The organism is Corallococcus sp. AB030, assembly GCF_003668965.1.
GTDB lineage: Bacteria > Myxococcota > Myxococcia > Myxococcales > Myxococcaceae > Corallococcus > Corallococcus exiguus.
The window spans coordinates 1-23,395 of the sequence record NZ_RAWQ01000008.1; the positions used below are offsets into that span (position 1 = coordinate 1).

General features: G+C 68.8%; 19 protein-coding genes. 12 read left to right on the forward strand and 7 right to left on the reverse strand.

The window, feature by feature from the left end:
* The 3 genes from D7Y15_RS03625 to D7Y15_RS03635 all read left to right on the forward strand — a co-directional run.
* The coding region (locus tag D7Y15_RS03625) for a polyketide synthase dehydratase domain-containing protein (RefSeq protein ID WP_199733813.1) at nt 1-851 on the forward strand (851 nt) is incomplete at its 5' end.
* A gap of 26 nt (nt 852-877) precedes the next feature.
* Nucleotides 878-1,951 (forward strand): fatty acid desaturase, encoded by a 1,074-nt coding sequence (locus D7Y15_RS03630; protein WP_121751706.1) that lies wholly within the window; start codon nt 878-880, stop codon nt 1,949-1,951.
* Between the two features lie 120 nt (nt 1,952-2,071).
* Nucleotides 2,072-3,415 carry an FAD-binding oxidoreductase gene (locus D7Y15_RS03635; RefSeq protein WP_121751707.1) on the forward strand — a complete coding sequence of 448 codons (1,344 nt, stop codon included), beginning with the start codon at nt 2,072-2,074 and terminating at the stop codon, nt 3,413-3,415.
* 21 nt (nt 3,416-3,436) lie between these two features.
* Here the strand turns inward: D7Y15_RS03635 and D7Y15_RS03640 are convergent, their stop codons facing one another.
* From D7Y15_RS03640 to D7Y15_RS03665, 6 genes are all read right to left on the reverse strand, one after another.
* Nucleotides 3,437-4,546, reverse strand: a complete 1,110-nt coding sequence (locus tag D7Y15_RS03640; RefSeq protein ID WP_121751708.1) for a hypothetical protein — start codon at nt 4,544-4,546, stop codon at nt 3,437-3,439.
* A 127-nt stretch (nt 4,547-4,673) separates the two neighbouring features.
* The gene (locus D7Y15_RS03645) at nt 4,674-6,299 is read right to left on the reverse strand and encodes a leucine-rich repeat domain-containing protein (RefSeq protein WP_121751709.1); all 1,626 of its coding nucleotides are present in this window, start codon (nt 6,297-6,299) and stop codon (nt 4,674-4,676) included.
* Between the two features lie 10 nt (nt 6,300-6,309).
* A complete protein-coding gene (locus D7Y15_RS03650; RefSeq protein WP_121751710.1) occupies nt 6,310-6,675 on the reverse strand; it encodes a DUF6285 domain-containing protein in 366 nt (121 codons plus the stop codon).
* A complete protein-coding gene (locus D7Y15_RS03655) occupies nt 6,668-7,690 on the reverse strand; it encodes a phosphotransferase family protein (protein WP_233604816.1) in 1,023 nt (340 codons plus the stop codon). The genes D7Y15_RS03650 and D7Y15_RS03655 overlap by 8 nt, the downstream gene beginning before the upstream one ends.
* Nucleotides 7,687-8,889 (reverse strand): acyl-CoA dehydrogenase family protein, encoded by a 1,203-nt coding sequence (locus D7Y15_RS03660; protein WP_121751712.1) that lies wholly within the window; start codon nt 8,887-8,889, stop codon nt 7,687-7,689. Before D7Y15_RS03660 ends, D7Y15_RS03655 begins: the two co-directional genes overlap by 4 nt.
* Nucleotides 8,890-8,913: 24 nt before the next feature.
* The gene (locus D7Y15_RS03665; RefSeq protein WP_121751713.1) at nt 8,914-9,687 is read right to left on the reverse strand and encodes an SDR family NAD(P)-dependent oxidoreductase; all 774 of its coding nucleotides are present in this window, start codon (nt 9,685-9,687) and stop codon (nt 8,914-8,916) included.
* Nucleotides 9,688-9,819: 132 nt separating this feature from the next.
* On the opposite strand from D7Y15_RS03665, the gene D7Y15_RS03670 reads away from it, so the two are divergent.
* From D7Y15_RS03670 to D7Y15_RS03710, 9 genes are read left to right on the forward strand one after another with little or no spacing between them, the layout of a single operon-like run.
* Nucleotides 9,820-10,662 carry an enoyl-CoA hydratase-related protein gene (locus tag D7Y15_RS03670; protein ID WP_121751714.1) on the forward strand — a complete coding sequence of 281 codons (843 nt, stop codon included), beginning with the start codon at nt 9,820-9,822 and terminating at the stop codon, nt 10,660-10,662.
* The gene (locus tag D7Y15_RS03675; protein ID WP_120595143.1) at nt 10,659-11,321 is read left to right on the forward strand and encodes a TetR/AcrR family transcriptional regulator; all 663 of its coding nucleotides are present in this window, start codon (nt 10,659-10,661) and stop codon (nt 11,319-11,321) included. Before D7Y15_RS03670 ends, D7Y15_RS03675 begins: the two co-directional genes overlap by 4 nt.
* 8 nt (nt 11,322-11,329) lie before the next feature.
* Nucleotides 11,330-12,160, forward strand: coding sequence for an NAD(P)-dependent oxidoreductase (locus tag D7Y15_RS03680; RefSeq protein ID WP_121751715.1), 831 nt, complete (start codon nt 11,330-11,332; stop codon nt 12,158-12,160).
* A 54-nt stretch (nt 12,161-12,214) separates the two neighbouring features.
* Nucleotides 12,215-14,053 carry a long-chain fatty acid--CoA ligase gene (locus tag D7Y15_RS03685; protein WP_120578052.1) on the forward strand — a complete coding sequence of 613 codons (1,839 nt, stop codon included), beginning with the start codon at nt 12,215-12,217 and terminating at the stop codon, nt 14,051-14,053.
* A gap of 20 nt (nt 14,054-14,073) precedes the next feature.
* Entirely contained in the window at nt 14,074-15,213 is a 1,140-nt protein-coding gene (locus D7Y15_RS03690) for an acyl-CoA dehydrogenase family protein (protein WP_120578053.1), read from the forward strand.
* A gap of 12 nt (nt 15,214-15,225) precedes the next feature.
* The gene (locus tag D7Y15_RS03695; protein ID WP_121751716.1) at nt 15,226-16,374 is read left to right on the forward strand and encodes an acyl-CoA dehydrogenase family protein; all 1,149 of its coding nucleotides are present in this window, start codon (nt 15,226-15,228) and stop codon (nt 16,372-16,374) included.
* Between the two features lie 28 nt (nt 16,375-16,402).
* Nucleotides 16,403-17,614, forward strand: a complete 1,212-nt coding sequence (locus tag D7Y15_RS03700) for an acetyl-CoA C-acetyltransferase (protein WP_121751717.1) — start codon at nt 16,403-16,405, stop codon at nt 17,612-17,614.
* A 38-nt stretch (nt 17,615-17,652) separates the two neighbouring features.
* On the forward strand, nt 17,653-19,830 hold the full coding sequence (locus D7Y15_RS03705; protein WP_121751718.1) for a 3-hydroxyacyl-CoA dehydrogenase NAD-binding domain-containing protein: 2,178 nt from the start codon (nt 17,653-17,655) through the stop codon (nt 19,828-19,830).
* Nucleotides 19,831-19,857: 27 nt separating this feature from the next.
* Entirely contained in the window at nt 19,858-21,240 is a 1,383-nt protein-coding gene (locus tag D7Y15_RS03710; protein ID WP_121751719.1) for an aldehyde dehydrogenase family protein, read from the forward strand.
* A 44-nt stretch (nt 21,241-21,284) separates the two neighbouring features.
* Here D7Y15_RS03710 and D7Y15_RS03715 read toward each other — a convergent pair whose 3' ends face one another.
* A complete protein-coding gene (locus D7Y15_RS03715; RefSeq protein ID WP_304988676.1) occupies nt 21,285-23,198 on the reverse strand; it encodes a hypothetical protein in 1,914 nt (637 codons plus the stop codon).
* Between the last annotated feature and the right edge of the window lie 197 nt (nt 23,199-23,395).

Genomic DNA, 23,395 nt, shown 5'->3' on the forward strand with positions numbered 1-23,395 from the left:
CCCCAGAACCTCCGCGCCCCACACGAAGGGACCTCACGGTCGACGCGGCGAGCGTCCCGTGCCTGGAGGACCACCTCGTCCGAGGCACACCCACCCTGCCCGGCGCCTGGGCCCTGGACCTGATGTTCCAGGCGGCCCTGGACGACACGCGCCCCGAGCTGCGCACCGTCACCATCGAGGACGTGCGGTTCTCCCGCTTCATCCGCGTGAAGCCCGGAGGCAAGCAGGCCCTGCGCGCCGAGTGCACTCCACTCACCGATGCCCCGGGCCAGCACAGCGTGCAGGTGAAACTCACGGGCGACATCGTCCATGCCTCCGGCGTGGTGCTGGAGCGTGACCTTGTCTACGCCGAGGCCCGGTTCACGCTGACGGCGGAACCGCCCCGGTCCCCACACCGACTGGAGGCCGCCCACGCCTCGGGCCAGGGCATGGCCGTGCACGACCCGCACTGCGCCACGGGCTCCCCCATCGAGCTGCGCAGGATGTTCGACTGCCTGGAGGAGATCCGCCTGGAGGAAGACGCCCGCTTCGCACGGCTCGGGCTTCCGGAGTCCACGCGGCAGGCGGGCCACGGCGTGCCGGCGCTCGTGCTGGACGCGGCCCTGCGCCTGAGCGCGATGCACGTAGAGGGCGTGTCGAATGACGTGTTCGCTCCCGTGGGCGTCCAGCGGGCCACGTTCGACCGGGACCTGGTCGCGCACGACGCCAGGGCTCCTCGCCGGCTCACGCTGAAGTCGCTCGCTCCTCGCGTGGAGGGCGACCTGCTCCAGTGCGGCACCGTGGCGGCCCATGACGAAGCCGGCCGACTTCGGATGCTCATTGAAGGCGGCATCGCCCGCCCCATGGCTTGAACCTCATTCCCGCTCAGGCAACCGCCATGAACGACTTCTCTTCGTCCAGTCCCCTGCCCCCGGATGACGCCAAACGGCTCCGCTCGGAGTTGCGCCGCGTGCTGCCCCCGGAGGCCTTCGAACGACAACCCCTGCGCGGCATCGTCGCGCTCTGCCTGGTGCCCGTGGAGGCGGCGCTCATCTGGGTGCTCGGAACCTGGACGCTGCCCCACTGGGCGTGTCTGCTCATCGCCTTCGCGCTGGGACAGCTCGTCACCGCCGTGGGGCTCGCCGCGCATGAAGCCCTGCACCACTCGGTGTTCCACAGCCGCAAGTGGGAGAGCCTGCTGGGCTGGGTGGGCTTCGCGCCCTTCCTGGTGACACCGGGCAACTGGAGGGCCTGGCACGTCCAGGCCCACCACAGCGCCGCCAACGTCCTCGTGCGCGACCCGGACATCCTCCCGCGCAGGACGGACTGGCACACCCAGGGGTTCGCGAAGCTGTTCCACGCCATGTCCCCCGGGTCCGGACACTGGCTGAGCTTCATCAGCTTCAGCGTCTTCTTCACCGCGCAGGGCCAGGCCTTCCTCTGGCACCACTGCCGGCTGCCCGCGTTCCAGCACGTGCACCTGCACCGGGCCCGGGAGCGCGTGCTCACGGTGCTCGTCACCACGGGTTGGGTGGCGCTCGGGTGGGCCCTGGGGCCCCGCGCGGCGTTCTACGCGCTGGTGCTCCCGCTGCTCATCGGGAACGTCTCGCTGATGATCTACATCGCCACCAACCACTGGATGCAGCCCGCGGCGGAGGAGACGGACAACCCCTTCGTGAACACCGCCAGCGTGGAGACCCACCCGCTGATGAACTGGATGCACTTCAACTTCAGCTACCACCAGGAGCACCACATCTTCCCGGCGCAGAGCCCCAGGTACGCCCCGCTCCTGCGCAAGCACCTGCGGGAGCTGAGCCCCAAGGCCTCCATCGTCTACCCGCACCTGCACGCCCTGCGCACGCTGTACCGGCGCCCGGCGCTCTACTCCGCGGATGGTCAGTCCCTGATGGGCCGGGACGGCACGGGAGAGGTGAGCACCACGGAGCTGCGCCGTCGGCTCGAAGCCACCTGAGCGGTATCATCTGCTCGGACGCCCGGTCGGTGGGCGGGCGTCCGGGTTGGCCCCGCTCCGACAGGCAAGGGCTCACCACGCGCCGCGGCATCCCCACCCTTCCGCCAACGGAGGAAATGGATGCTCACGGAGTCGGTGTCAGGCGGTCCCCGGACGGTGTCGCTTCACGAAGCGAAGGTGGAGGCCATCGCCCGGCAGCTGCGGCAGCGAAAGGGAACGGGGCCCGCGTCCTTCAAGAAGAAGTCCCCGCCCCACAGCGTGCCCAAGCGGTTCGACTCGCGGCGTCGCGACGAGAAGGTGGACCTGGGGGACCTGGACGCCATCCTCGACATCGACCCCGTGGGGATGACCTGCACCGCCGAGCCCGCCGCCACCTTCGACGCGGTGGTGCGCGCGACGCTGCCGCACGGGCTCGTCCCGTACATCGTCCCCGAGCACAAGACCATCACGCTCGGGGGCGCCATCGCGGGGTGCTCCATCGAGTCCATGTCCTTCCGCCAGGGCGGCTTCCACGACACGTGTCTGGAGTACGAGGTCATCACCGCGAAGGGGGACGTGCTGCGCTGCTCTCCGAAGGAAGAGCCACTCCTCTTCCAGATGATGCACGGCTCGTTCGGGACGCTGGGCATCCTGTCCAAGGTGCGCTTCAAGCTCACGCGAGCAGCGCCCTACGTCCGGGTGACGAACGAGACGCACTCCACGCTGGAGTCCTTCCAGCAGGGCATCTGGCACCACTTCCAGGAGCCGGGCGCGGACTACCTGGACGGGCAGATCTTCTCGCCCACGAAGCACGTGCTGTGCGTGGGCCACTTCGTGGACCGGGCGCCGTACGTGAGCCGCTACGAATGGCTCACCGCGTACTGCGAGACCATCCCGCGCCGGAGCGAGGACTACCTCACGACGTATGACTACCTTTTCCGATACAACCGGGGCGTCACGCACGCGCGGCCGCAGAACCTGCTCGCGAGGGCGCTGTTCGGAAAGCTCATCCACTCCGACAGCGTGCTGAGGACCGCCAACCGCTTCACCCAGCTGCTACCGAAGAAGGACCCGCCGGTCATCGTGGACGTGTTCATCCCCTTCTCGCGCGCGGCGGACTTCATGGACTGGTACCACCGCGAGATGCGGCACTACCCCGTCTGGTGCGTGCCCTTCCGAAGGACTCGCGACTACGAATGGCTGACACCCCAGTGGTGGGCCGGAATGAACGACCCACTGTTCCTGGACCTGGCCGTGTACGGCATGCCGCAGCCGCCGGGCCGCAACGTCTACAAGGAGCTGGAGGACGAGCTCCAGCGCGTGAACGGAACCAAGACGCTCATCTCGTACAACTACTACGACGAGCAGACCTTCTGGAGCATCTGGAACCGCGAGACCTACCAGGCCGTGAAGCAGCGCACGGACCCGGACAACCTCTTCCGGGACCTGTATGTGAAGACGTGCAAGGCGGCGCTCGGCCTGTAGCCAGCGCGGGCCGGCCAGGCTTCAGCCAATCTCCGTGCGCAGGTTCAGCGGACCGGCGGGGACGCCCACGTCGTGGAGCGCGGGGTCGTCCTTCTCCGTCTGCCAGGCGTTGGCTTCCGTCACGGTCTTGCCGGTCGCCTCGTTGGAGATGGACATCTTGCCGTTGTGGCCCGCGGGGGCAATCTGGCTGGTGTCGAAGCCGCTCCAACCCGTGCCGGAGTTCGCGAACGTGGCCTCGCCCCAGGTCTGACCGGAGTTCGCGCCGGGCTTCGCCGTGCCATCCTTCGACGCGGCCCACGCCACGCTGGTGTTGCTATCGAACGCCACCACCTGCGACTGGCCGGGCTGGAGCGTGAACGTCTTGGGCGTGCTCTTGTCGAAGTTCTGCCCGTCGTTCGGGTTCCCGTTCTCGCCCGTCTTGTTCCAGAGCGTGATGGTCTGCGGCTCGTTCGTCTTGTTGGTGAAGGTGTTCGTGTACTTGAACTGGCCCTTCTGGCTCTCGTCGATGAGCTGCATGTTGCTGTTGTAGGGCGACCCGACGTTGTTCTTCGCGAGCCACGGCGCGTTCGCGGGCGCGGGCTCCGTGGAGCCGGCGGACGGAGGACCGAAGCCAGGGCCCGCGTCACTGTTGTACGTGGGGTGCGCCGGAGCCGCCGCGCTGGAGGCCGGAGCCGCGCTCTGGGCCGAGGGAGCCGCCGGAGCCGCCGCCGAAGGCGACGCCGCCGAAGGAGCTGGGGGAGCCGCCGACACGGGAGCCTCGAAGGTGGAGGCCGAAGACGCGGGAGGCGCCTGCTGCGCCGAAGCGGCACCGCCCACGCCGCCCACCGCGGACGCCGCACCCTCGGCGCCCTGGCCCAGGCCCGCGGGCGACTGCGTCTGGAGGAGCTTCACCAGCTGCGTGAGCTGGGCCACGATCTCCGACAGCTGCTTCTGGAAGTCCCCGGAGGCACCGCCCACCTTGCTCGGGCCCTGCTCGAACGAGTCGGCCATGAACATCCGGCGCAGGTCGTTCCGGGGCTGCTGAACCGAAGCCCCCACCACACCCTGAGCCGGAGCGGCGGCCGGCTTGAGCTGGGAGATGCTCGAGGAAGGCTGGAAGGAGGACGCGCGGTTCAGGGAGGAGATGGACATGCCGGGACCCAAGAGCAGGACGCATGCCAGCCCCTGGACTCCGTGAAATCAGTCACTTGGGCCGAGCGATCCCCGCCCGTCGCGATGACGCCATTCACCAGCTGATGTCTGGCGTCACCAGGGGGCTTCAGCCAGCGCGGGCCGCGAAGACGTCCCGCAGGCCCGCGATGAGCGCGTCGCCGGGATACGGCTCGCCCAGCGTCCCCAGCGCGTCGCGCAGCGCTCCGAAGAGTGCGTGGACGTGCCGGGGCTTGTCGCCGTCCCAGTCCAGGTGCCGGGCGATCTCCTGGCTCTGCACCCGGAACTTCTCCAGCGCCGCGTCATAGGGCGCAGCCGTGGGGATGTTGATGCGCAGCAGCAGCGCCAGCAGCGCGAGGACCTCCGCGAAGTCGTAGCGGTCCGCCTTCGCGTCGTAGAAGGATTCCAGACGCACGTTCTCCGGCTTGAACCAGTAGCCGATATGGGCCGCCGCCTTCTCCCGGCTGCGCTCCACGTCCACCTGGAGCTGGTCGTGCAGCTCCGGATCCATGTGCGTCACCAGCGACCAGAGCACCGTGGCCTTGCTCAAGGTCGTGCTGTCGAAGCGCCGCGTCGGCAGCGTGCGCAGCGGCGTTCCTTCGAAGGTGAGAACCTCCAGCTTCGGCAGCCGCGTGAGGACCTCCGGGAAGTCGAACATGAGCTGGACCTTCCGCCAGCTCCCGAAGGCCAGCCGGACGTAGGCATGGGGGTTGTTGATCAGGTTCACCCGCCGCAGCTCGACGCATCCGGCCAGTGACTCCGGCAGCCGCCAGAGGCAGTTGTACGACAGGTCCAGGGACCGCAGCTTCTTGAGCTCGCCGATGGACTCCGGCAGTTCCAGCAGGCGATTGCCGTGCAGGTCCAGCTCGCGCAGCTCCGTGAGCTGCCCCAGTTCTTCCGGGAGCACGCGGAGGTTGTTGCGGCGGAGGTTGAGCTTCTCCAGCTTGCGGAACAGGAAGAGCTCCTCCGGAAGGGACGTGAGCGCCTTGTCCTCCAGCGTCAGGCTCTTGACCTTGTCGGGATCCGCGAGCTTCTTCGCGACGAGCTGACGGAACGCCTCCCGGATGCTGGTGAACGCGTCGCGAGCGACGGGCTTGCCCGCCGCCAGCCGGGCCCGCACCTTCTCCAGATCGACGCGGCCGTCCCTCACCACCGACGGGACGAAGACGCCCTTCCCTTCGTAGGGGTCCTTCACGTCCTCCACCCCTCCGGCCACCGCGAACACCTTCGAGTCCTGGCCCAGGTAGCGATGCGCGTCGACAGCGCCCGCCACCTTGAAGGAGTAATGCGAGGCAAGGGTGCGGGCCTTGAGTTTTCCGCCCACGGAGACGCTGCCGTGGTTGTAGACCGCCACCAGGTCTTCGGTCGTCAGGTCGCCGGAGACGTGAAGCCGAGCACCGCCGATGGCGATGCGCTTCGCGACGAGGTTGCCGTGCACCTGGAGGAACGGCCCGAAGTCGTTCTCCCAGTTGAGCACGCAGCCTTCGACGGTGAGGTCACCGCGCACGATGAGGCCGGTGAAGGGAGGCTCGTCCTCGTCATCCAGCGCGAAGATTCCCTGGTGGAAGTCCAGCCCCAGGTCGTGGGGCATGACGACATTCCCGGTGAGGACGAGCACGCGGTCCGAGTCATCCTCGCGATTGCCAGGGGCCTTCACCTCGTCGCGAACCTGCGACCAGGTGAAGATTTCGAACGGCAGGTCGCGGGCGGGAGACTTGGAGGCCTTCTTCTTCATGCCCCGACCTCTACTCCATCCGGTCGGAGGCAGGCAGGGCCTTCGGTGCGCTCTCGCGGACGCGCTGAAGGGTGGAGTCCCAGAGCAGCGACCAGGCCTCGCGGTTTCCATCAAACCCGCCCTGGCGGATCCGCGCCGCCAGCTCGTGGTTCAGCTCCGCGAGCCCCCCTTCGCGCTGGAGCAGGACCACCAGCGCCCCGCGTTCCTCCTGCTGGGGCTCGTCACCCGCGCGGAGTTGCCGCTCGGCGATGCCCATCGCGTTGGCGATCATCCGCGCCGCGTAGACCTTGTCCTCCGGCAGCCCGGGCAGCAGCTCCCGCAGCAGCACCTCGCGAGCAATCGCCAGCAGCGCGGCCCCGTCCGGCTGTTCACGCATTCCGTCCTCCCGTCATCGAAAGAAGTTCCAGCTCCAGCTCCGGCACGACATGCGCCGTCAGCGCCAGCTCCAGCGAGGGCTCGCGGCCGGAGACGTGACGCTCGCCCTGCTGCAGGGCAATCACCGCCCACCGCGCATGGGCGAAGACCTCCCAGTAGCGCACCGCCTCCCAATCCAGCGTGCGGCCGCTCACGCGCGCATAGCCGCGCGCCAGCGCCTCACGGGAGCCAATGCCTCCCGCCTCCTGGTCGAACTGGCCGAAGCGCCAGCACCGCGCGCAGAACCACCCGAGGTCCTCCAGTGGGTCCGACCACGCCGCGAACTCCCAATCCAGCACGGCCGTGAGGCCGGCTTCGTCCAGCATGTAATTGCCGGTGCGGAAATCGCGATGCGTCAGCACCAGCTCCGGAGTCTTTGGCGCATGCCGCTCCAGCCAGCGGATCCCCCACTCCAGCGCGGGGAACGCCGCGTGGTGGCCGTCCAGGAAGGATTGGAACTCATTCACGCCCCGCAGCGCGGGCGACAACGCCGGCACCGGGAGGAAGGACAGGGCTTCCACGGGAGGACGGATGGCATGCAGCCGCGCCAGCTCCGCACCCAGCCGTTCGGTCAGCGCCTCGCGATCTCCGCCCAGCCCCAGGTCCTTCACGATGCGATGGCCAGCGGCGGTCCCCCGGGCCTTGCGCATCACGAAGAACGCGCGCCCGAGCACGGAGCCATCTCCCAGCCACAGCGGCTCCGGCACCGTCACGCCCGCGCGGAAGGCCTCTCGCAGCAGGGCGAACTCCCGGACACGGTCGTGCGACACGGAGACGCCCGAGGCCGCATCGGAGCGCAGCACGCACTCCAGCACGCCTTCATGCGGCCCTCCGCTCACCACAGCCGTCAGCAGCCAGTTCTCCTGGATGGCGCCCCCGGAGAGCAGGCGCGCATCGACGAGCCGCACCTCGCGGGCCGCCGCCTTCGTGGCCAGGAAGGACTCCAGCGCGTGCCTGTGTTCCTCGCGCATCGTCATCCCACGCCCCACCGGAAGAAGTCCGCGCCCTCCGCCAGATAGGCACGCGACAGCACCATCTTGTGGATTTCACTGGCCCCATCCACCAACCGCGCCTGACGCGCGTACCGGTAGATCCATTCAACGAGCGTGTCCTTGGAGTAGCCGCGCGCGCCCATCAACTGGATGGCCGTATCCGCGGCCTTGTGCAGCGCATCCGCCACGTGGATCTTCGCGATGGAGATGTCCGTGCGCGCGAAGTCCCCCTGGTCCAGCTTCCAGGCGGCGCTCATGGTGAGCAGCCGCCCGATGTGGATGTCCTTGGCCGCGTCGCCCAACATCCACTGCACGCCCTCATGCTGAGCCAGGGTCTCCCCGAAGCTCATCCGCCGCGAGACGTAACCGCCCGCCTCCTCCAGGCACCGCTTCGCCAATCCCAGCCAGCGCATGCAGTGCGTGAGGCGCGCCGTGCCCAGACGGATCTGCGTCACCTTGAGGCCATCACCCACGCCCAGCAGGCGATGTTCGTCCGGAATGCGCAGCCCCTCGAAGACGAGCTCGCAATGACCACCGTGCTCCTCGGGCCCCATGATGGGAATGCGCCGCTCGATACGCCATCCAGGCTGACTGGCGTCGAAGAGGAACGCAGTGAGCCCCTTGCGCTCGTCGTCGGAGGTGCGCGCCACGACGATGAAGTGCTGCGCGCCCTGGGCACCGGTGATGAACCACTTGCGGCCCGTGAGCACCCATTCGTCGCCCTGCTTCTCCGCTCGCGTATAGGTGAGGGACGGGTCGGAGCCGCAGCCGTCGGGCTCCGTCATCGCGAAGGCGGAGCGCACCCGGCCATCGATGAGGGGCTGCAACCAGCGCTGCTTCAGCGCCTCCGTCGCGAGCACCTTCTCCAGGACGATCATGTTGCCGTCATCCGGGGGCGCGGCGTTGAACATCACGGGCCCGAAGGGCGAACGCGCCGCCTCCTCGTAACAGGCCGCCATGCCCACCACGCCCAGCCCCTGCCCTCCGCGAGCCTTGGGCATCTGGAAGGCCCAGAGCCCCTGCGCGCGGGCCAGCTCCCGCACCCGAGCCACCACCTCCTCGCGGAGGTTCTCGTGCGCGTCGAACGCATCCGGCTGCTTCTCCAGCGGCAACACGTGCGTGGCCACGAACTCACGCACACGCAGCCGGTACGCTTCGATTTCAGGGGACAGCGAGAAGTCCATTGGGTCACCGGGCCGAAGGGAGGACTACAGGGTGGAGCAGAGGTGGCCACCATCCACCTCAATGACAGAACCACTCATGTAGCTGCCGGCCTCCGACGCCAGCAGCAGCAGCGGCCCATCCAGCTCCCGCATGTGCCCCAGCCGCCGGAAGGGAATGCGAGCGAGCAGCTTCTGTCCCGCGTCCTTCCCGAAGAAGGTCCGGTTGAAGTCCGTCTCGATGTAGCCGGGGGCCAGCGCGTTCACGCGGATCCGATGCCGCGCCAGTTCGAACGCCATCGCCTTGGTGAGGTGGATCACCCCGGCCTTGGAGGCACAGCAGGGCGCCACCCCGCCGCCCACCCGCAGGCCCAGGATGGACGCGATGTGGATGATGCTGCCCGGCGCCTCGCGCTCCACCAGACGGCGCGCCACGGCCTTCGACACGAGATACGAACCCTTGAGGTTGGTGTCGATGACGGCGTCCCACTGCGCCTCCTCCACCTGGAGGAAGAAGCCGTCGCCGGACACGCCCGCGTTGTTCACCAGCACGTCCAGCACCCCACCCGCCAGCGCCTCCGCCTCGGCCACGGCCTCCTGCACGGACGCCGCGAGCGTCACGTCCATGGACACCGCATGGGCACGCAGCCCCAGCTCCCGCAGCCGCTCCACCTCCGCGGTCAGCCGGTCCGAGCGCCGCGCCGCCAACACCACCTCCGCGCCCGCCCGGGCCAGCACCTCCGCGAAGTGCAAACCCAACCCTCCGGAGGCGCCCGTCACCAGCGCACGGCGGCCCTCCAGGCCAAACGCATCCACACTCATGAACGGGCTCCAGGGCAGGCAATCGATGACGCGAAACGTCGAAGACTCCGGGGCGATGGCAATGACTCTTGCTGTTGACGCCGCGCCAACAAGTCTCCACTATACCCAGCACATGAGCCAGGATTTCCAACCATGAGCTACCAACACATCCGCGTTTCCTACGCGGACCGGGTCGCCAATGTGGAACTGCACCGGCCCGAAGCGCGCAATGGCTTCACCGTGCTCATGGCGGATGAACTGGCCTCCGCGCTCGCCGCGGCGGACGCGGATGAAGCGGTGCGGGTGGTCATCCTCTCTGGCGCCGGCAAGGACTTCTGCGTGGGAGCGGACCTCAGCGGTCAGTCCCTGGAGGTCACGAACACAGACATCCCCGGCGGTGCCTGGGTCGAACCCGCGACGCGCGTGGCCCGCCAGCTGTTCATGTTGAGAAAGCCAGTCATCGCCGCCATCCAGGGCGCGGCGGTGGGCGTGGGCTCCACGATGATCCTCCCCGCGGACTTCCGGCTCGCGGCCAGGAACAGCCGTTTCGGGTTTGTCTTCAGCCGGCGAGGCATCTACCCGGAAGCGGGCTCCTGCTGGTTCCTGCCCCGGCTGGTGGGCCTGGGCCGCGCCATGGATTGGATGGTGAGCGGGCGGCTCGTCCCCGCGGAGGAGGCACTCAACGCGGGGCTGGTTCAATCCCTCCATGAACCCGAAGCCCTGGCCACCGCGGCGCAGACGCTCGCTCGGGAGCTGGTGGAATCAACCGCGCCGGTGTCCGTGGCCGTCATCCGTCAGGCGCTCTACCGGATGAGCGCCCTCCCCTCGCCGGAGCCCGCGTTCGCCCTGGACAGTCAGCTCATCGCGAGCCTCGGAGAGAGCCCGGACGCGCTAGAAGGTGTCATGGCCTTCATGCAGAAGCGACCCGCGCGATTCTCCCGGACGGTGACCCAAGACCTGCCTGTGTTCCTCCCCTGGCAGGAGACCCGGCGATGAGCGCCCTGGCCCCCCGCTGGAAGCGGCTGGAACCGGACGAGCGCCGGAAGCAGATCCTCGAGTGTGCCATGCGCCTGTTCGGCGAGCGCCCCTACGCGGACGTCTCCACCACTGACATCGCCAAGGAGGCGGGCGTCGCGCGGGGGCTCCTCAATCACTACTTCGGGCAGAAGCGGGATCTCTACCTGAAGGTCGTGAAGCGAATGCTGCTCATGCCCGGCATCGAAAAGAGCGTCCCCATGACCGGAACCCTGCGAGAGCGCGTGGAGCGCAGCGTCGAGTGGTACCTGGACACCGTGGCGACCCACGGCAAGACGTACCTGGCCGTCATCGGGAGCGGCAGCATCGGCGCGGATCCGGACGTGGACCGCATCATCGCAGAGGCGGACGACGTGGCCGCGTCGCGAACGCTCGAGTTCCTGGGGCTCAAGGCCGAGGTCGGCAACGATTCGCGGCAGCGGGCGATGATCCGCTCCTACAGCGGGCTGGTGAAGGCCTCCATCCGCGAGTGGCTCCGCGACGGAACGCTCACCCGCGAGGAGACGCACCTGCTCCTGAGCGAATCACTCCTGCTCATCGTGCGCGACCTGCTCCCCCAGCTCGCCCAGACGGCCACGCCCGGACGTGCCACCCCGGCGAAGCCGAAGGCCCAGAAGTGACGCGGCCGATGGCCGGTCCGGGCCCGCTCACCGGACGCACGCTGCTCATGTCCGGCGGAAGCCGTGGCATCGGGCTGGCCATCGGTGTCGCGGCCGGACGGCTGGGCGCCAACGTCGCGCTCCTGGCGAAGACGGGCACGCCGGACCCGCGTCTGCCGGGAACGGTCCACACGGCCGCCGCGGAGATTGAAGCCGCGGGCGGCAAAGCACTCGCGGTGGTGGGCGACGTGCGGGACGAAGCGGACGTGCAGCGCGCCGTGGACGAAACGGTGGCCCGCTTCGGCGGCATCGACTTCTGCCTCAACAACGCGAGCGCCCTGGCCCCGCTGAAGACCGAAGAGCTCCCGCTCAAGCGCTTCGACCTGATGCAGCAGATACAACTGCGCGGGACGTTCCTGCTCACGCGCACGGCGCTGCCGCACCTGCGGCGCTCGTCCCACGCTCACATCCTTTCGTTGTCCCCACCTGTGAACCTGGCGCCCCACTGGATGGGCCTGCACCCGGCGTACACGATGGCCAAGTACGGCATGACGCTGCTCACGCTCGGCTGGGCGGCGGAGCTGGCGGACGCCGGCATTGGCGCGAACGCGCTCTGGCCTCGCACGCTCATCGCCACCGCCGCCGTGAAGAACCTGCTCGGCGGGGACGCTTCGATGGAGCGGGCCCGCTCGCCGGAAATCATGGCGGACGCGGCCGTGGCCATCTTCCAGCGCCCGCCGCGCGAGTGCACCGGACAGACCTGCATCGACGAGGACGTCCTGCGCGCGGGTGGAGTCACTGATTTCAGCCGCTACGGCGGCGGCCCGGATGTGGTGCTCGACCTGTACGTCGATCCCTGAAGAGGAAGCACGACAGACAACCTGATTGTCCTTTGACCTGGCGGAGGTGTGTCCATGGGTGCGTTTGACGCGAACCTGGAAGCGCAGTGCCTGTCCCTCGCGGCCCAGCTCACGCTGCCGCGCCTCCTTCAGCGCAACGCCACGGAATACGCGGACGCGCCCGCCCTCACCTCCGGGAACAGCACCCTCACCTGGAGCCAGCTGCGTCAGCGCACCGCCGCGATGACCCGCGGGCTCTGCGTGCTGGGGCTGAAGCGGGGCGAGCGGATGATGATCATGATGTCCGGCCGGCCGGAGCATTGGATCATCGACTATGCGGCGGCCCACCTGGGCGCCATCTCCTGTACCGCGTACCAGACCCTGAGCACCGAACAGGTGGGCTACGTCGCCCGGCACAGCGCGGCCACGGTGGTGGTGCTGGAGGGCGCGGACGAGCTGGCCCGGTGGTGGCCGGTGCTCGAATCGCTCCCCGCCCTCCAGCGCATCGTCGTCGTGGACGCCTCCGCCCTTCCACGCGGGGACTCGCGGTTCATCTCCTTCGCGGAGCTCGAAGCCGAAGGCCGCGCCCTCCACGAGGCCAACCCCCAGTCCTTCGAGGACGCCTGGAAGGACATCCGCCCGGAGGATCCGCTGGCGATGATGTACACCTCCGGCACCACCGGCGACCCCAAGGGCGTGGTGCTGAGCCACCTCAACGCCTTCTATGAAGCCGTCGCGGTGGACCAGTGCGTCCCCGTGCCGATGCGCGTCCCCTCCATCGCCTATCTCCCGCTGGCGCATGTGGCGGAGCGCGAACTGGGGCTGTACCGAGCGCTCTACAAAGCACTGCACATGCACCTGTGCACGGACCCCACGGGCGTGGTGCCGCTGTTGGCCCGCTCGCGAGCGCCCGCGTTCTTCGGCGTGCCGCGCCTCTGGGAGAAGCTCGCGTCGAGCCTGCGCTTGAAGGTGGACGCGCTCCCCTCCGCCCAGCGTGAGCCCCTGCTCGCAGCCCACGCCGCCGCGATGGAGTCCTTCCGGCTGCGCGGCGCTGGCAGGGCCGTGCCGCCGGAGGTCCAGCAGAAGGCCGCGGACGCCGAAGCGCGCGTGCTCGAACCGCTGCGCAAGTCCATGGGCCTGGATGCGTTGCATTGGACGAGCAGCGGCTCCGCGCCCATCCCCGTGGACATCCTCGAATACCTGGGCGGCTTCGGCATCCAGGTGCTGGAGGTCTGGGGCATGAGCGAGACCACCGGCTGCGCCACCATCAACACCCCCACCGACTTCCGAGTCGGCTCCGTGGGGCGGCCCATCCCCGGGCTCCAACTCAAGCTGGCGTTGGACGGGGAAATCTTCGTGCGCGGTCCGGTGGTGTTCATGGGCTACCTCGCGGCGGACGGCCAGATTGCCCGCGCGACGGACGCGGACGGCTGGCTCGCCACTGGCGACATCGGCACGCTCGACGCGGATGGATTCCTCAGCATCACCGACCGCAAGAAGGAGCTGATCATCACGTCGAGCGGGAAGAACATCGCCCCCTCCAAGCTCGAAGGCATGCTGCGCGCCCACCCGCTGGTGGCCCAGGCCATCGCGATTGGCGACGGGCACCCCTACGTGACGGCGCTCGTCTCCCTGGATCCGGAGGCCGCGCCGCTCTGGGCCAAGGCCCGGGGCCTGTCCTCGGTGTCGCTGGAGGAGCTCGCGCGAGACCCCACCGTCCAGGCCGAGCTGGAATCCCTCGTCGCCGCGGCCAACGTCCGCCTCTCCCGTTCCGAGCAGATCAAACGCTTCCACGTCGTCCCGGAAGCGTGGTCCCCGGTGACGGGAGAGCTGACGGTCACCCTCAAGCTCAAGCGCCGCGTGCTGCTCGCGCAGTACGCCGAACGCATCGCCGCGCTCTACGCGAACGCCTGACGCCCCTTCGGAGAACCGCCATGCATGTGAGAACCCCGGAGCAAGCCTCGTTCGCGGATGCCATCGACGCGTTCTGCCGCGCCAGGACGGGCACGCGCGCGCAGCGGGACGCGCTGACCCATAACGGCACGGAGGCCCACGCCCCCGGCCTCTACGCCCAAATGGCCGAGTTGGGCTGGCTGGGCGTGGGCATCCCCACGGAGTACGGCGGCTCCGGCGGAGGCATGTCCGACATGTGCCTCTTCGCGGAGCGGACCGCGTACGGGCTCGCGCCGGTAGGCGGCTACATCACCACCGCGGTGGCGGCAGGCCCCTACGCGAAGTTCGGGACCCCGGTGCAGAAGGAGACAATCCTCGGAGGCATCGCACGCGGCCGGGTGGAGGCCATCTCCATCTCCGAACCCGGGGCCGGCTCCGACGCCGCCGCCATCACCTGCCGCGCGGTCCGGACGCACGGGGGCTTCGTGGTCAACGGACAGAAGACCTGGTGCTCCAACGCGCACTTCGCGGACCACGTGTTGCTCGTGGCGCGCACGAACTCCGTGGGTTCGCGGCATGAAGGCCTCACCATGTTCTGCGTCTCCGCGGGCACGCCCGGCATGGAGATCCGCGGCATCCCCACGATGGGCGGCAAGGAGGTCAACGACGTCTTCTTCACGGACTGCTTCCTGCCGGAGTCCTCCGTGGTCGGCCTCGTGGACCAGGCGTGGCCCCAGCTGATGGCGGGGCTCAACAGCGAGCGGCTCCTGCTCGCCGCGTCCATGCTGGGCCGGGGCCGGCGCGCGTTCGACGACGCCGTCGCCTACGTGAAGGAGCGCAAGCAGTTCGGCCGCGCCGTCGGCTCATTCCAAGCGCTCAAGCACCGCATCGCGGACCTGGCCACGGAGCTGGATTGCTGCGAGCTGCTCGTCTACCGCGTGGCGGCCATGGCCGACGAGCACCCGGACCGGATGCTCCCCCGCGAGGCCTCCATGGCGAAGCTCAAGACGACGGAGACCGCCAAGCGCGTAGCCCTGGAGGGCATGCAGATGATGGGCGGCTACGGCTACGCCACCGAATACGACATGGAGTCGCACCTGCGCGCCACGGTCATCTCCACCGTCTACGGCGGCACCAGCGAGATCCAGCGCGACATCATCGGCAAGACCTTCGGACTCTAGGAGACAGACATCATGACGACGGCACGTCCCCGGTGGAGCTCGGATGACGTCGAGCAGGTGCGCACGCTCGCGGCCACCTACTTCACGAAGGAGGTCCTCCCCAACCTGCCCAAGCACGTGGAGCAGGGCTACCCGGACAAGGCGCTCTACCGCCGCGCCGGAGAGCTGGGCCTCCTGTGCATGTCCATCCCGGAGGCCTACGGCGGCGTAGGCGGCACGTTCGCGCACGAGGCGGTCCTCATCGAGGAGCAGATCCGCGCCGGCGACCCGTCCATGGGCTTCCCCGTCCACTGCGCCATCGTCGCGCACTACCTGCTGGCCTACGCGTCGGAGGCCCAGAAGGAGAAATGGCTGCCCCGCCTGGCCAGCGGCGAGTGGGTGGGCGCCATCGCCATGACCGAGCCGGGGACGGGCTCCGACATCCAGGCCATCTCCACCCGCGCGGTGCGTGAAGGCGACTTCTACCGGGTGAGCGGCGCGAAGACGTTCATCTCCAACGGCCACGTGTGCGACTTCATCATCATCGTCGTGCGCACGGGGCAGCCGGGCCACGCGGGCATCTCCCTGTTGTGCGCGGAGATTTCTGACACGACGCCCGGCTTCCAGCGCGGACGCATCCTCGACAAGCTGGGGGGCAAGGGTCAGGACACCACCGAGCTCTTCTTCGACGACCTGCGGGTCCCCGCCGTCAACCTGCTGGGAGGCGAGGAGGGCCGGGGCTTCGCCCAGCTCATGCAGCAGCTGCCCCAGGAGCGGCTGACCACGGCCATCATCGCGGTGGCCAGCCTGGAGCGCGCGGTCCAGCTCACCGTCGAGTACACGAAGCAGCGCCACGTCTTCGGCAAGCCGCTCTTCGCCCTGCAGAACACGCGCTTCGAGCTGGCGGAGTGCGCCACCCTCCAGCGGGTCTGCCGCACCTTCGTGGATGACTGCGTCGCGTCCCACCTGGAAGGCAGACTCGATGTGACAACGGCGGCCATGGCGAAGTACTGGGTGTCCGACCAGGCCTGCCTGGTAGTGGACCGCTGCCTCCAGCTGTTCGGCGGGTACGGGTATATGAAGGAATACCCCATCGCCCATCTGTTCGCGGACACCCGCGTCCTGCGAATCTTCGCCGGCGCGAACGAGGTCATGAAGGAGCTCGTCGCCCGGTCCCTGTAGCCCCTCCCTTCTCACAAGGAGGCTCCCCGTGAGCCAGGAAGCATTCATCTTCGACGCCGTCCGTACCCCTCGTGGCAAGGGCAAGAAGGGCGCCCTGCACGGCACCAAGCCGGTGTCGCTGCTCGTCGGCCTGGTGGACGCGCTCAAGCAGCGCAACCCCACCCTGGACCCGAAGTACATCGACGACGTGGTGCTGGGCGTCGTGTCCCCCGTGGGCGACCAGGGCGCGGACATCGCGCGCACGCTGGTGCTGGCCGCGGGCCTGCCGGACACCACCGGCGGCGTGCAGCTCAACCGCTTCTGTGCCTCCGGCCTGACGGCGGTGAACATGGCCGCGCAGCAGGTGCGCTCCGGCTGGGAGCACCTGGTCATCGCGGGCGGCGTGGAGAGCATGTCCCGCGTCGCCATGGGCTCGGACGGCGGCGCGTGGGCCATGGACCCCGCCACCAACTACGACACCTACTTCGTGCCGCAGGGCATCTCCGCGGACCTCATCGCGACCATGGAGGGCTTCACCCGCGAGGACGTGGACCGCTACGCCGTGCGCTCGCAGGAGCGCGCCGCCCACGCGTGGAAGAACGGCTACTTCCAGAAGTCCGTCGTCCCCGTGGTGGACCAGAACGGGCTCGTCATCCTGGACCGCGATGAGCACATGCGCCCGGACTCCACAGTGGCCTCGCTGGGCCAGCTGAGCGCGTCCTTCACCACCATGGGTGAGATGGGCGGCTTCGACGCGGTGGCGCTCCAGAAGTACCACGCGGTGGAGCGCATCCATCACGTGCACACGCCGGGCAACTCCTCCGGCATCGTGGACGGCGCGGCGCTGGTGCTGGTGGGCTCGGAGAAGGTGGGCAAGACGCTGGGCCTCAAGCCTCGCGCGCGCATCGCCGCCGTGGCCACGTCCGGCGCGGAGCCGACCATCATGCTCACCGGCCCGCTGCCGGCCACCCGCAAGCTGCTGGACATCGCCGGCCTGTCGGTGAAGGACATCGACCTCTTCGAGCTCAACGAGGCCTTCGCCTCCGTGGTCCTCAAGTACCAGAAGGACCTGGACATCCCGGACGAGAAGCTCAACGTCAACGGCGGCGCCATCGCCATGGGTCACCCGCTGGGCGCCACCGGCGCCATGATTCTTGGAACCGTGGTGGATGAACTGGAGCGGCGCAACGCGCGTCGCGCGGTCGTCACCCTGTGCGTCGGCGGCGGCATGGGTGTGGCCACCCTCGTCGAGCGCGTCTGACCTCTCCCTCCCCTTTCAAAGACTTTCGAGCGAACACCATGAGCGAACAGAACACCCTGCGCTGGGAACAGGACGCGGACGGCATCGTCGTCTTGACGATGGACGACCCCTCCCAGTCCGCCAACACCATGAACGCCGCCTACGTGAAGTCCATGCGCGCGGCGGTGGACCGGCTGGTGAAGGAGAAGGACAGCATCACCGGCGTCGTCATCACCTCCGCGAAGAAGACCTTCTTCGCGGGCGGCGACCTCAACGACCTGCGCAACGTCAAGAAGAGCGAAGCGAAGCAGGTCTTCGACCTGGGCCAGGAGATCAAGGCGCAGCTGCGCGCGCTGGAGACCCTGGGCAAGCCCGTGGTCGCGGCCATCAACGGCGCGGCGCTGGGCGGCGGGCTGGAGATCGCCCTCGCGTGTCACCACCGCATCCTCGCGGACGTGAAGGGCGCGGTGGTGGGTCTGCCGGAGGTGACGCTGGGCCTGCTGCCCGGCGGCGGCGGCGTGGTGCGCACGGTGCGCATGCTGGGCATCACGGACGCGCTGATGAAGGTGCTGCTCCAGGGCCAGAAACACCGCCCCCAGGAGGCGAAGGAGCTGGGGCTGGTGCATGAGGTGGTGCCTTCCGTGGACGCGCTCCTGCCCGCGGCGAAGGCGTGGGTAAAGGCGAACCCGAAGGCGCAGCAGCCGTGGGACCAGAAGGGCTACAAGATTCCCGGCGGCACGCCTTCACACCCAGCGTTCGCGGCGAACCTGCCCGCCTTCCCCGCCAACCTGCGCAAGCAGCTCAAGGGCACGAACATGCCCGCGCCGCGCGCCATCATGGCGGTGGCGGTGGAGAGCACGCAGGTGGACGTGGACACCGCGTTCACCATCGAGTCGCGCTACTTCACGGAGCTCGTCGTCGGTCAGGTCGCGAAGAACATGATGCAGGCGTTCTTCTTCGACATGCAGCACATCAACTCCGGCGGCGGCCGTCCCAAGGGCTTCCCGCAGCACACCGCGAAGAAGGTGGGCGTGCTGGGCGCGGGCATGATGGGCGCGGGCATCGCCTACGTGTGCGCCAAGGCCGGCATCGACGTGGTGCTCAAGGACGTGACCCTGGCCGCCGCGGAGAAGGGCAAGGGCTACTCCGTCAAGCTGGTGGAGAAGGCCGTCTCCAAGGGCTCCGTCACGAAGGAGAAGGGCGACGCGCTGCTGGCGCGCATCACCCCCGCGGAGGACCCGGCCGCGCTCGCGGGCTGCGACCTGGTCATCGAAGCGGTGTTCGAGGACGTGAAGCTCAAGCACAAGGTCTTCCAGGAGATTCAAGGCGTGGTGGCGCCGGACGCGGTGCTGGGGTCCAACACCTCCACCCTGCCCATCAGCCTGCTCGCGGAGGGCGTGACGCGGCCGCCGGACTTCGTCGGCATGCACTTCTTCTCCCCCGTGGACAAGATGCCGCTGCTGGAGCTCATCGCCGGCAAGCAGACGAGTGACGCAACGCTGGCGAAGGCCATCGACATCGCGGTGCAGATTGGCAAGACGCCCATCGTCGTCAATGACAGCCGGGGCTTCTTCACCAGCCGCGTCATCGGCACGTTCCTCAACGAGGCCATCGCCATGGTGGGCGAGGGCATCGCGCCCGCGTCCATCGAGCAGGCGGGACTCCAGGCGGGCTACCCCGCCGCCCCGCTCCAGCTGGTGGACGAATTGACGCTGACGCTGCCCCGGAAGATCCGCCAGGAGACGAAGGCGGCCGTGGTGGCCGCGGGCCAGCCGTGGGTGGACCACGGCAGCTACGCGGTGATGGACGCGCTCATCGATCAGCACGGGCGCAAGGGCCGCTCCACGGGCGGCGGGTTCTACGACTACGCGGACGGCAAGCGGACGAACCTCTGGCCGGGGCTGGCGCAGCACTACACCAAGCCCGGGCACACCATCCCCTTCGAGGACATGAAGGAGCGGATGCTCTTCGCGGAGGCCATCGACACGGTGCGCTGCTTCGACGAGGGCGTGCTGCGCTCGGCCGCGGACGCGAACGTGGGCTCCATCCTGGGCATCGGCTTCCCGCCGTGGACGGGCGGCGTGGTGCAGTACATCAACGGCTACGAAGGCCCCTCCGGCACGGGGCCTCGCGGCTTCGTCGTCCGCGCGCGCCAGCTGGCGGAGCGCTACGGGAAGCACTTCCTGCCGCCCGCGTCCCTGGTCGCCAAGGCTGAACGTGGAGAGCTGCTCGAGTAACCCCTTACCCACACAAGAGGTCGCCCCATGAGGAATCAGCGGGAGCATGACGTGAAGGCACTCGTTTCAAGGCAGCGCGCCTGTTTCGAAACCCGCGTCACGCTCCCGCTGAAATGGCGGCAGGAGCAGCTGCGGGCGCTCGAAGCGACGGCCCGCAGGCATGAGGAGGCCATCCTGGCCGCCCTCAAGGCAGACCTCTCGAAGAGCCCGGAGGAGGCCTACCTGACGGAGGTGGGCAGCATCTACGGGGAGCTGAAGACGGCCCTCAAGCACGTGAAGGCCTGGATGGAGCCCCGCAAGGGCTCCGCGCCGCTCGTCATCCAGCCGGCGCGGGCCTGGCAGTACGCGGAGCCCCTGGGTGTGACGCTCATCATCGCGCCCTGGAACTATCCCTATCAGCTGTCGCTGGCGCCGCTCATCGGGGCGCTCGCCGCGGGCTGCACCGCCGTGTTGAAGCCCAGTGAGCACGCGCCCGCGACCTCGCGCGTGCTCGCGAAGATGCTGGGCGAGGCGTTCCCGCCCGAGGTCGTCTCCGTCGTGGAGGGCGGCGTGGAGGAGAGCCGCGCGCTGCTCGACGAGCGGTGGGACCTCATCTTCTTCACCGGAGGCCCGCAGGTGGGCCGGACCGTCGCTGAAGCGGCGGCCCGGCACCTGACGCCCACCGTCCTGGAATTGGGCGGCAAGAGCCCCTGCATCGTCGACCGGAGCGCGGACCTGGAGGTCACCGCGCGCCGCATCGCCTGGGGCAAGTACGTCAACGCCGGGCAGACCTGCATCGCGCCGGACTACGTGCTCATCCCTTCCGACCTCCAGGAGCGCTTCACGGCGCTGGTCCAGAAGGCCGTGCGGAGCTTCTACGGCGACGACGCGAGCACGAGCGCCGACTACGGCCGCATCGTCAACGCCCGCCACTTCGAGCGCGTCAGCGCGCTCGCGTCCCATGGGAACATTGCCTTCGGTGGAGAGCGCGACGCAGCCAGCCGCTTCTTCGCCCCCACCGTCATCACCGACGCGCCGCTGACAAGCCCGCTGATGCAGGAGGAGATCTTCGGCCCCCTGCTCCCGCTGGTCGACTGCGCGAACGTCGACGACGCCATCCGCTTCGTGCGCGCCCGCCCGAAACCTCTCGCGCTCTACACCTTCGCGCGGGATGCCGCGGTGAACGAGCGCGTGCTCGCGGAGACATCCAGCGGTGGCGCCGTCACCAACGACGTGTGCGTCCACTTCGCCGCGGAGGGGATGCCCTTCGGCGGCGTGGGCGAGTCCGGCCTGGGCGGCTACCACGGCCAGTCCAGCTTCGACGCCTTCAGCCACAAGAAGAGCGTGGTGAAGCGGCCGTTCATCCTGGACATGAAGCTGCGCTACCCGCCCTACACGGGGAAGCTGGACCTCTTCCGCCGCTTCCTGTGACGGGCCAGGGGGCGCGGACCCTTTCCGCGCCCCCTCCCCTCTGATTACAGCGTCTTCATGTATTCGATGAGGGCCCAGCGCTCCGGGTCGGTGAGCGACTGGGTGAAGTCATGCCCCTCGTTGCCCATGCCGTAGAAGTGGGTGTTGAAGATCATCCGGGAGCGGATCTGCTTCTGGGTGATGGGCGGCGGCGACTGGTAGGCGAGCGAGTTGTAGTTGGCGACCAGGTTCGCGATGTTCGCGAAGAGCACGTCAGCCGTCGCCATCTCCTCGCTGCACGGGATGAACGGGTCGTTGGACGGGGAGTTGGCGCAGGGCAGCGACGACACCTTCCACCCCAGCTTCCCGAAGTCATAGGACGCGTAGCTCGCGTCGTAGCCCGCGTTGGTCCCCAGGATGTTGGCGGAGGTCTGCAGGCGCTTCCACACCGACGGCCGGTCCGCCGGCTTCAGCACGTCCCAGAGGGTGGGCACGCTGCCGTTGTGGAAGAACGGCGCGGAGGCCCACGCGCCATAGAGCGGCGGCGCGATGTAGCCGAACGGGCTGAGCCACTCGTTGGGCCCCAGGGGTGAATAGACGGGGCCCAGGCCGTTGTCATACGCGCTGCGCGGCACGCGCCGCAGGGCGCTGGTGATGATGTCGTCGTAGAAGGGGCCGTGGTTGGGGGCCTCGTCGTTGTAGGCCAGGAAGGACGAGTTCCAGGCCTTGCGCTTGCGGATGTCCGCCATCAGGTCCTTGCGCGCGGGGTCCGTGCGGATGGTCTCAATGGGCGTAATCACGCCCGCCACGCCCTTGAGGCGCGGGTCGGGCAGGTACGCCGGGTCCGCGGCATGGCGCGGCGAATAGACGCCGTGGCAGGACGCGCAGGAGCCGTTGCCCGGCGCCTTGGGGATGTTGGCGTTGGCGCCGTTGGCCCACAGGTCCCGCTCGTGGAAGAGCACCGCGCCCTGCTCGGCGAGCGCGGTGTTGACCGTCTTCGGGTACGTGGGGGGGGACATCGAGATGAAGAAGTTGTCGTTGTCCTCGAACTCGACGGTCATCGCCCGGCGCTGCGCGGGCGTGCGCCCCAGGTTCGCGATGCTGAAGGCCATCTCCGAGCGGACGTTGTCCGACGTGAGGGCGCCATCCCAGAACTGCCGCGTCTTGAAGGCGCGGTGCCACCAGCTGGGCGCGCGGGACTGGCCGCCCGCGTGGGAGGGGAAGTATTCGAGCAGGCTGGGCGCCAGCGCGAGCGAGTCCATGTCGAAGAGCGCGGGCAGCAGGTCCACGATGCCGATGGCGTCACTGGTGCCGCGGCCCACGCTCCAGGGCACGGGCGCCAGCTGCAGCACGGTGCCCACGCCCGTCGAGCGGAAGAAGTCGGATTGGATCAACCCCGCGTCCAGCGCGTCGTTCGTGCGCCCCCACACGAAGCCGGCCTCCTGTTCGGTCCCCAGCCGCGAGTCGTGGCACCCCGAGCAGCTGGAGCTGATGGCGCCCGTATAGCGCCCGTTCGAGTCCTTCTCCTGCACGAGCCCCAGGGGGAGCTGGCCGCTGCCGCCGTTGGTGAGGTTGGGGTTCTCCCACGGCAGCGGATAGGGATTGCGGAACGGCGCCTTCGCCATGCCGTAACGCTTGATGACCTGCTCGTCGAAGTCCGAGGGGCGGATGAGGAAGCCCCAGAGCAGGTAGAGGTTGTAGTAGGCGAGCGAGGTGGTGAACGGCTGGAAGTAGGCGCGCGTCTCGATGTTGTTGCGCCCCCGGGCCACGCTCGCGCGGAACTCACCGCACGTCGTGGGATTGGGCGGCAGCGTGGAGACGAACGGCGCCGGGGGATTGTGCAGATCCACCCAGTACGCGTTGAACTGGACCGCCGCCCCCGGCTTGTTGACGCCCGGCACCACCAGCGTGCGCGGATCCACCGGCAACGGCGTTGAGTCCGGCTTCCCATTGCAGGCCGCCACGAATGGCGACCGCACCGCCGTGGTCTCCAGCAGCGGTAAGGGAGCCGCGGCAGCCGCGGCACTGACCAGGAAGAGGACCAGCGAACTCGGACACGCCCACGTACGGCTCCATCGCAGTCTCATACACGGCCTCCGCGCCTATTGGCACTTTGACAACAAGGAACCTTGTAGGCCCCGGATTCCGGGGTCTCAATACGCAGCGCGTTAGCGTG